Source organism: Trebonia sp. (genome assembly GCF_030042015.1).
In the GTDB taxonomy this organism is placed as follows: Bacteria; Actinomycetota; Actinomycetes; order Streptosporangiales; family Streptosporangiaceae; genus Trebonia.
Genome location: NZ_JASIAL010000399.1, coordinates 1 through 9121, shown reverse-complemented (window position 1 = coordinate 9121; position 9121 = coordinate 1). Strand labels below are relative to the sequence as shown.

Sequence of the window (9121 nt, the reverse complement as noted above, 5' to 3'; positions counted from 1 at the left end):
CGAAAAATCCGCGGATCAGCACATAACCGAAGTATCCGAAGATGATCCCGCTGGCGCCCACGGTCAGCTCGCCCGAGCTCTGGAAGAGCCATACCGCGAGCCCGCTGGCCACCGTGATGATGAGCGTCACCAGCAGGAACTTCCTGATGCCCCGGTACGCCGCCAGCACGCCGAGCACGAACAGCGGCACCGTGTTGCCCTCGATGTGCTGCCAGGAGAAGTGCAGGAACGGCGCGGTGAAGATCTCCGGCAGCCGGTCCACGTCGTGCGGCAGGATGCCGTACGACAGGTCCAGCCGGTACCCGTCGGCCCAGTTGAACACCTGCAGGATCCAGATCAGCGCGATGAAGCCGCCCATCAGCACCAGGGCGTCGCGCACGTTCCGCCACGACATTCCGCATCCCTATCCCTCGGTGCGCCGGGCTCACGACCACGCGAGCATCCGGACCGGATCTTCCAGCATCGAGCCTACGTCGCGCAGCACCGCAGAGCCGAGTTCTCCGTCCACGATCCTATGGTCGAAGGCCAGCGATAGCGTCGTTACCTTCCGCACCGCCAGCTCGCCGTCGCGTACCCATGGTGCCTCGCGCACCTGACCGAACGCCAGGATGGCGGCCTCCCCTGGGGTCAGGATGGGCGTTCCGGCATCGACGCCGAACACGCCCACGTTGGTGATCGTGATTGTGCCGCCCGACAGGTCGGCCGGCGTCGCCTTGCCCGCGCGCGCCGTGGCGGCCAGTTCGTCGAGCGCCGCCGCGAGCGCGGCAAGGGACAGCGCGTGCGCCCCCTTGACGTTGGGGACAAGAAGGCCGCGCTCGGCCGCGACCGCGATGCCGAGGTTGACGTAGCGCTTGACGACGATCTCCTGGGCGGCCTCGTCCCACGACGAGTTGATCATGGGATGCCTGGCGACCGCGACGAGCAGCGCCTTGGCCACGAACAGCAGCGGCGACACCTTGACCCCGCCGAACTCGGGCAGCTCCCGCGCCCGCCGCACGGCCGCCATCGTGTCGGTGACGTCCACCTGCAGGAACTCGGTCACGTGCGGCGCGGAGAACGCGCTGGCCACCATCGCGGCCGCGATGTGCTTACGCACCCCCCGCACGGGAATCCGCTCTTCGGTCCCGCCCGGGCTGGCCGCCGTAGCGAGGGCGGCCGCGCCGTCGCCTGATCCCGCCACTCCATATCCCGAACGAGCCGTTGCTTCTCCGGCCGCCCGCTGCACATCTTCCCGGGTCACGGAACCTTCCGGCCCGCTTCCCGTGAGCAGGGCAAGGTCCACGCCAAGGTCCCTGGCGAGCCTGCGCACCGGGGGCTTGGCCCTGTTACTCCCGGGGGCCGGCCCCGGCGTGGCCGGATAGGAGGCTGGCCGCGTGGCGGGCGGCGCCTTGCGCGGGCGGCGGGTCGTCGCTCCCGGCTTGACCCCGTACCCGACCAGCACCGCCTGCCGGCCGGGTTCAGCGGGTTCCTCCCCGGCGGCCGCGGGGGCGGACGGCGCGGCGGGGGCGGACTCGGCCGGGGCGGACGGAGCCGCGGCCTGCGGGGCTCCGGCTGCCTGGCCCGGGCCGGAGTCCGTGCCGGGCACGTCGACCGCGATGATCGGCGTGCCCACGTCGACGGTCTGCCCTTCGGTCACCAGCAGGGCGCTGACCGTGCCCGCGTACGGGCTTGGCAGCTCGACGACCGCCTTGGCGGTCTCTATCTCCACGATGACCTGGTTGATCTCCACCACGTCGCCCGGCTTGACGTGCCAGGAGACGATGTCGGCCTCGGTCAGGCCCTCCCCGACGTCGGGGAGCCTGAACTCCTTGTTCATGCTGGACTCCCCGGGCTCAGAAGGCGAAGGACCGGTCGACGGCGTCCAGGATCCGGTCCAGGTCCGGCAGGAAGTGCTCCTCAAGCCGCGCGACCGGGTACGGCGTGGCGAAGCCGCCCACCCGCAGCACCGGCGCCTCGAGGTCGTAGAAGCACCGCTCGGTCACCCGGGCCGCGATCTCGGCGCCGAGCCCGGCGTAGACCGGCGCCTCGTGCGCGACCACGCACCGGCCGGTGCGCGATACCGAGGCGGCGATCGTCTCGATGTCGAGCGGCGACAGCGAGCGTAGGTCGATCACCTCGACGGACTTGCCCTCGTCACTGGCGGCGGTCGCCGCCTCCACGCAGGTACGGACCAGCGGCCCGTACGTGAGCAGGGTGACGTCGTCTCCGGGGAGCACGGTGCGCGCCTTGTCCAGGGGCAGCGCGGCGCCCGGCGGGGCGGTCAGGTCGACGTCGCCCTTGTCCCAGTAGCGCCGCTTCGGCTCGAAGAAGATCACCGGGTCGTCGCAGGCGATCGCGAGCTGGATCATCGCGAACGCCTCGGCCGCGTCCGCGCAGGCGACCACCCGCAGCCCTGCGGTGTGCGCGAAGATGACCTCGGGCGACTCGCTGTGGTGCTCGACCGCGCCGATGCCGCCGCCGAACGGGATGCGGACGACGACAGGCAGCGTCAGCTGCCCGCGCGACCGGTAGTGCATCTTCGCGAGCTGGCTGACGATCTGATCGGTCGCCGGGTACACGAAGCCGTCGAACTGGATCTCGCAGACCGGCCGGTAGCCGCGCAGCGCCAGCCCGATGGCGGTGCCGATGATCCCCGACTCCGCGAGCGGCGTGTCGAGCACGCGGTGCTCGCCGAAGTCCTTCTGCAGCCCGTCCGTCACCCGGAACACGCCGCCGAGCCTGCCGACGTCCTCGCCCATGATCAGCACCTTGGGGTCGGCCTCGAGCGCCCGGCGCAGCCCCTCGTTCAGCGCACGGGACAGCGTGAGCTTGGTCATCATCGCGCGGCCCCGCTTTCCTGTTGGCGCAGGCCAGCCAGGCTCTCCCAGTCGAATTCGTTCAGGTAGGCCGCGTACTGCGCGCGCTCGGCGTCGAGTATCGCGTTCGCGCCCGTGTACACGTGGTCGAACAGCGCCAGCGGCGGCGGGTCAGGCAGCGCCCGGCAGCCTTCGCGGACGTGCGCGGCGAGCTTCGCCGCCGCCGCCTCGACCTCGTCGAAGAACGCGGAATTCGCCAGGCCGGTGCGGGCGAGGAAGGCGCGGACGCGCTCGATCGGGTCGCGCAGCCGCCACGTCTCGAGCTCGCTGGCCAGCCGGTACCGCGTCGGGTCGTCGGTGGTGGTGTGCGCGCCCATCCGGTAGGTGAACGCCTCGATCAGCGTCGGGCCCTGGCCCTCGCGCGCTGCCCGCAGCGCCTGCCGCGTCACCTCGTAGCAGGCGAGCACGTCGTTGCCGTCGACCCGGACCCCGGGGAAGCCGAAGCCGCGCGACCGCTGGTACAGCGGGATCGGGCTCTGCCGTTCCTGCGGGGCGGAGATCGCGTACTGGTTGTTCTGGCAGAAGAACACCACGGGGGCGTTGAAGACGGACGCCCAGGAGAACGCCTCGCTCACATCGCCCTGGCTGGTGGCGCCGTCACCGAAGTAGACGATCACCGCCTCGTCTTCCGCGCCGTCCCGCTTGATGCCCATCGCGTACCCGGTGGCGTGCAGGGTCTGGTCGCCGATGACGATCGTGTACAGGTGGAACTTGTACTGCTCCGGGTTCCAGCTGCCGTTGCTGACGCCGCGGAACAGCTCGAGCAGCCGCACCGGGTCCAGGCCGCGGCACCAGGCCACGCCGTGCTCGCGGTACGAGGGGAACGCCATGTCCGTGGGCGACAGCGCGCGCCCCGAGCCGATCTGCGCGGCCTCCTGGCCGAGCAGTGAGGCCCAGATGCCGAGCTCACCCTGGCGCTGCAGGGAAATCGCCTCGCTGTCGAACCGCCGGACCAGCACCATGTCGCGGTACAGGCCCTTGATGTCTACGTCGCTGAGCGGGTAGCTGGGGTTGTCGACCCGCTCGCCTTCGGGAGTAAGGAGCTGGATGAGCTCGGTGTCATTGGGTGCGACCAGGGTCGCACCGCCGGTTTCGACGGTCACGTGCCACTCCTTTCGGCTAGGCCCGGCGATGGGATTGCCACCGTCGGCCCTGCCGGCCTTGATGCCACGGTGGCTGTACGCTTCATGGGCGCTTGCTGCCGTGGCCGGACGCCTTTCACCTGACGATATATGCCCTGTTTGCCTGGGAGGATACGTGGCCAAAGTGATCGTGGACGTGATGCTCAAGCCGGAGATTCACGACCCGCAGGGCGAGGCCGTGCTCGGCGCAGCCCGCCGCCTGGGGTTCGGCAAGGTCAGCGCCGTGCGCCAGGGAAAGCGGTTCGAGCTCGAGATCGACGGCCCCGCGGACGGCACCACGCTGGCCGCCGTGGAAGAGCTCGCCCGCGAACTGCTCGCCAACCCGGTGATCGAGGAGTTCGCCCTCCACCAGGGGGAGTAACCGCCCGCGCCGCAAAGATGTGGGATAGAAAACCACCAGAAAAGGTGGTTTTCTATCCCACATCATGCCGGGTCGCCGTCCGTCGCCACGTTTCGCTGGCCTGGGGCGCCGCCGGGTAGGCTGCGGACGTGCGGATAGGCGTTGTCACGTTCCCCGGGTCGCTTGACGACACCGACGCGGCCCGCGCGGTGCGCTACGCGGGGGCCGAGCCCGTCCCGTTGTGGCACGCCGACCGGCACCTGCGCGGCGTCGACGCGGTCATCCTGCCCGGCGGCTTCTCCTACGGCGACTACCTGCGCTGCGGCGCGATCGCCCGGTTCTCGCCCGTGATGGCGGAGCTCGTCCCTGCCGCCAGGGCCGGGCTGCCTGTGCTCGGCATCTGCAACGGGTTCCAGATCCTGTGCGAGGCCCACCTGCTGCCCGGCGCGCTGACCCGCAACGCCGGCCTGCGCTTCATCACCCGCGACGTGGGGCTGACGGTCGAGAACACGCGGACGCCGTGGACCAGCGGCTACCGAGCAGGCCAGCTGGTGCGGATACCGCTGAAGAGCGGCGAGGGCGCCTACACCGCTGACCAGGCCACGCTCGACGAGTTCGAGGCGGCCGGGCGCGTGGTCGTCCGCTACGTGGGCAACGCCCCGAACGGGGCCGCCCGCGCCATCGCGGGCATCTGCAGCGCCGAAGGCAACGTGGTCGGCCTGATGCCGCATCCCGAGCACGCCATCGACCCGCTGACCGGCCCGTCCGCCGACGGGCTCGGGTTCTTTACGTCCGTGGTCCGGGCCTTCGCGGGGGCACTGCGGTGAGCGGCAAGGACACCATCGAGGTCGCCGCCGGCACCCCGGGGCTGGCCCAGCCGTTCGCCGAACTCGGCCTCACCGGCGATGAGTACGCGAAGATCCGCGAGCTCCTGCGCCGTCGGCCCACCGCCGCCGAGCTGGCCCTGTACTCGGTCATGTGGAGCGAGCACTGCTCGTACAAGTCCTCCAAGGTGCACCTGCGCACGCTCGCCCCCGACGAGAGCCAGTCCGGGGCGCTGCTCGCCGGCATCGGCGCCAACGCCGGCGTGGTGGACATCGGGCAGGGCTACGCGGTCACCTTCAAGATCGAAAGCCACAACCACCCGTCGTTCGTCGAGCCGCACCAGGGCGCGGCCACCGGCGTCGGCGGCATCGTCAGGGACATCCTCGCGATGGGCGCACGGCCGGTGGCGGTCATGGACGCGCTGCGGTTCGGCCCGGCGGACGCCCACGACACCGCCCGCGTGCTGCCTGGGGTGGTCAGCGGCATCTCGTCCTACGGCAACTGCCTCGGCCTGCCGAACATCGGCGGCGAGCTCGCCTTCGACCCCTGCTACGCCGGGAACCCGCTGGTCAACGCGCTGTGCGTGGGCGTCATGCGGCATCGCGACCTCAAGGCCGCGGTCGCGAGCGGACCGGGCAACAAGGTCATCCTGTTCGGCTCGCGGACCGGCCCGGACGGCGTCGGCGGCGCTTCTGTGCTGGCCAGTGCAACGTTCGGCGGCGACGGGAGCTCCTCGGCCAAGCGCCCCAGCGTCCAGGTGGGCGACCCGTTCATGGAGAAGCTCCTCGTCGAGTGCTGCCTTGAGCTGTACGCCGCCGGGCTGATCGAGGGAATCCAGGACCTTGGCGCGGCCGGCGTCGCCTGCGCGACCACCGAGCTGTCCGCGGGCGGCGACGGCGGGATGCGGGTGAGGCTGGACGACATCCCGCTGCGCGACCCGACGCTCAGCCCGGCCGAGATCCTGATGAGCGAGTCGCAGGAGCGGATGATGGCGGTGGTCACGCCCGCCAACGTCAAAGCGTTCCTCGGGGTCTGCGAGAAGTGGGACGTCGAGGCCACCGTGATCGGCGAGGTGACCGGCGACGGCATGCTCACGATGACCTGGCGCGGCGGCACGGTCGTCCAGATCCCGCCGCGAACGGCCGCCGACGGCCCGGTCTACCACCGCCCGATGGCCCGCCCCGCCGACCTGGACGCGCTGCAGGCGGCCGGTCCCGAACAGCTGGACCGTCCCGAAGACGGCCCGGCGCTGCGCGCGGCGCTGCTCGCCCTGCTCGGCTCGGCGGACCTGGCGGACAAGACGTGGGCGACCGCGCAGTACGACCGGTACGTGCGCGGCAACACCGTGCTGGCGATGTCAGCCGACGGCGGCCTGCTCCGGGTCGACGAGCAGGGCCACCTCGGGATCGCGCTCGCCACCGACGGCAACGGCCGGTACTGCCGTCTCGACCCCTACCAGGGCACCCAGCTCGCGCTCGGCGAGGCGTACCGCAACGTCGCGATGACCGGGGCGCGGCCGGTGGCGGTGACCAACTGCCTGAACTTCGGTTCCCCCGAGGATCCCGCGGTCATGTGGCAGTTCGCCGAGGCGGTGCGCGGTCTCGCCGACGGCTGCAAGACCCTCGCCATCCCGGTCACCGGCGGCAACGTCAGCCTGTACAACCAGACCGGCGGCAACGCCATCCACCCCACCCCGGTGATCGGCGTGCTTGGCGTGCACGAGGACGTCCGGCGCAGGCTCCCCGCGGGCTTCACCGCCGACGGCGCCCGGCTCGTGCTGCTCGGCAGCACGAAGGAAGAATTCGGCGGGTCCGCATGGGCACATGTCCTGCACGCCCACCTGGGCGGCCGCCCCCCCGCTCCCGATCTAGCTTCCGAACGAGCCCTGGCGACTCTCATCGCCACCGCCGCTGCGGCAGGCGTGCTAGCCTCCGCCCACGACCTGTCCGACGGCGGCCTGGCCATAGCCCTGGCAGAGTCCTGCCTCCGCGGCAACATCGGCTGCCAGGTAGGCCTGAACGGCGACCCGTTCACCGAGCTGTTCAGCGAGTCCCCAGCGCGGGCGATCGTCTCCGTCTGCCAGGGGGCCGAGGAGGAGTTCGCCAACCTGTGCGCTGAGCATGGCGTTCCCGCGAGCGTGCTCGGTATCACAGGCGGCGACACCCTGGCAGTCGAGGGCGTGTTCGCCGTCCCGACCGCAGAGCTGCGTTCGGTCTGGGAAGCCACGCTCCCGGCCCTCTTCGACTGACAGCAGCGGTACGGTCACTCTCGTGCCAGCACGCAAGCCCGACCCCGACGGCCCGGCCGCGGTAGCGGCGGCAGGCGCCGCGCTCGACGCCGGAGAGAACCCGCCGCAGGCGGCGCTCAGGTCCGCCGCCCGGCACCTGCTGCAGCTGCTCGAGGCAGCCGCCCCCGGCCGTTCGGTGGAAATGAGGGTGCCACCGGTCGCGGCGGTGCAGTGCGTCGCGGGCCCCAGGCACACGCGGGGCACCCCGCCGAACGTCATCGAGACCGATCCGCTGACCTGGTTCCGGCTGGCGACCGGGCGGCTCGGCTGGGCGGAGGCGGTAGATTCCGGGGCACTTCGGGCGAGCGGCACGCGGGCTGATCTATCCGCGTATCTTCCGCTGGCCTTAGCAAATACACTGGCTTAGTGGCCAAGCCAGACGGGCGTCTTACCGATGATCTTGATCCCGATGACCGCCCGCCCAAGGACGCCTGCGGCGTGTTCGGCGTCTGGTCGCCCGGCGAAGACGTCGCCAAGCTCGCCTACTACGGACTGCACGCCCTGCAGCACCGCGGCCAGGAGTCGGCCGGGATAGCCGTCAGCGACGGCAGCCGGATCGTCGTGCACAAGGAGATGGGCCTGGTTGCCCAGGTGTTCGACGAGCCATCGCTGCGGGCGCTGCGCGGCGACATCGCGGTGGCGCACTGCCGGTACTCGACCACTGGCTCTTCGGTGTGGGCGAACGCCCAGCCGACCTTCCGGTCCACCCCGACGGTTTCCATCGCCCTCGGGCACAACGGGAACCTGACCAACACCCGCGAGCTCGCCGCGATGCTCGCCCCCGGCAACGGGCACGGCACGCTCGCGGCCACCTCGGACACCGACGTGCTCACCGAGCTGTTCGTGCAGGGACCGGCGGGGGGGCCCGGGCCTGGTGGCATCGCGGAGGCGGCGGCACGCATCCTTCCGCTTGTCAAGGGCGCCTACTCGCTGGTCTTCATGGACGAGAAGACCCTGTACGCGGCGCGCGACCCGCAGGGATTCCGGCCGCTCGTGCTCGGCCGGCTGGGGGCCGCGGGCTGGGTCGTGGCGAGCGAGACCGCGGCGCTGGACATCGTGGGCGCCTCCTTCGTGCGCGAGGTCCGGCCCGGCGAGCTCATCTCGCTCGACGAGCGGGGCGTCCGGTCGCGGATCTTCGCGGCGGCCGCGCCGAAGGTCTGCCTGTTCGAGTACGTCTACCTGGCCAGGCCGGACACCACGATCGGCGGGCGCGGCCTGCACGCCACCCGGGTGCAGATCGGCCGGACGCTGGCACGCGAGCACCCGGCCGACGCCGACCTGGTGATCCCGGTGCCCGAGTCGGGCACCCCCGCCGCGATCGGGTACGCGGAGGCCAGCGGCATCCCGTACGGGCAGGGCCTGGTGAAGAACTCCTATGTCGGCAGGACCTTCATCCAGCCGAGCCAGACGATCAGGCAGCTCGGCATCAGGCTGAAGCTCAATCCCTTGCGCGACGTGATCGCCGGCCAGCGGATCGTCGTTGTCGACGACTCGATCGTGCGCGGGAACACGCAGCGGGCGATCGTGGCCATGCTGCGCGAGGCGGGGGCGCTCCAGGTGCACATCCGGATCGCCTCGCCGCCGGTGAAGTGGCCGTGTTTCTACGGGATCGATTTCGCGACGCGGGCTGAGCTCATCGCCGGCAGCTGCTCGGTTCCCGAGATCTGCCGTT

At 71.2% G+C, this 9121-nt stretch carries 9 protein-coding genes; 5 read left to right on the top strand and 4 right to left on the bottom strand.

The window, feature by feature from the left end; all coding sequences use genetic code 11:
- The 4 genes from Q1N79_RS21705 to pdhA all read right to left on the bottom strand — a co-directional run.
- A partial coding sequence (locus tag Q1N79_RS21705) for a rhomboid family intramembrane serine protease (RefSeq protein WP_300611767.1) occupies positions 1 to 394 on the bottom strand: 394 nt, incomplete at its 3' end.
- Between the two features lie 30 nt (positions 395 to 424).
- Complete coding sequence (locus Q1N79_RS21700; RefSeq protein ID WP_300611765.1) at positions 425 to 1816, bottom strand: dihydrolipoamide acetyltransferase family protein; 1392 nt, start codon at positions 1814 to 1816, stop codon at positions 425 to 427.
- A 16-nt stretch (positions 1817 to 1832) separates the two neighbouring features.
- Positions 1833 to 2816: an alpha-ketoacid dehydrogenase subunit beta gene (locus tag Q1N79_RS21695; RefSeq protein WP_300611763.1), complete on the bottom strand. Its 984-nt coding sequence runs from the start codon at positions 2814 to 2816 to the stop codon at positions 1833 to 1835.
- Entirely contained in the window at positions 2816 to 3958 is a 1143-nt protein-coding gene (gene pdhA, locus Q1N79_RS21690) for a pyruvate dehydrogenase (acetyl-transferring) E1 component subunit alpha (protein WP_300611760.1), read from the bottom strand. Before pdhA ends, Q1N79_RS21695 begins: the two co-directional genes overlap by 1 nt.
- 154 nt (positions 3959 to 4112) lie before the next feature.
- Here pdhA and purS point away from each other — a divergent pair, with 154 nt between their 5' ends.
- From purS to purF, 5 genes are all read left to right on the top strand, one after another.
- Positions 4113 to 4358 carry a phosphoribosylformylglycinamidine synthase subunit PurS gene (gene purS, locus Q1N79_RS21685; RefSeq protein WP_300611758.1) on the top strand — a complete coding sequence of 82 codons (246 nt, stop codon included), beginning with the start codon at positions 4113 to 4115 and terminating at the stop codon, positions 4356 to 4358.
- A 134-nt stretch (positions 4359 to 4492) separates the two neighbouring features.
- Positions 4493 to 5164 carry a phosphoribosylformylglycinamidine synthase subunit PurQ gene (purQ, locus tag Q1N79_RS21680; RefSeq protein WP_300611769.1) on the top strand — a complete coding sequence of 224 codons (672 nt, stop codon included), beginning with the start codon at positions 4493 to 4495 and terminating at the stop codon, positions 5162 to 5164.
- Positions 5161 to 7410: a phosphoribosylformylglycinamidine synthase subunit PurL gene (purL, locus tag Q1N79_RS21675; RefSeq protein WP_300611756.1), complete on the top strand. Its 2250-nt coding sequence runs from the start codon at positions 5161 to 5163 to the stop codon at positions 7408 to 7410. Before purQ ends, purL begins: the two co-directional genes overlap by 4 nt.
- 22 nt (positions 7411 to 7432) lie before the next feature.
- Positions 7433 to 7816 (top strand): sterol carrier family protein, encoded by a 384-nt coding sequence (locus Q1N79_RS21670; protein ID WP_300611754.1) that lies wholly within the window; start codon positions 7433 to 7435, stop codon positions 7814 to 7816.
- Positions 7816 to 9121, top strand: a 1306-nt coding sequence (gene purF, locus Q1N79_RS21665) for an amidophosphoribosyltransferase (protein ID WP_300611752.1), incomplete at its 3' end; no start/stop codon positions are given. The genes Q1N79_RS21670 and purF, both read left to right, overlap by 1 nt.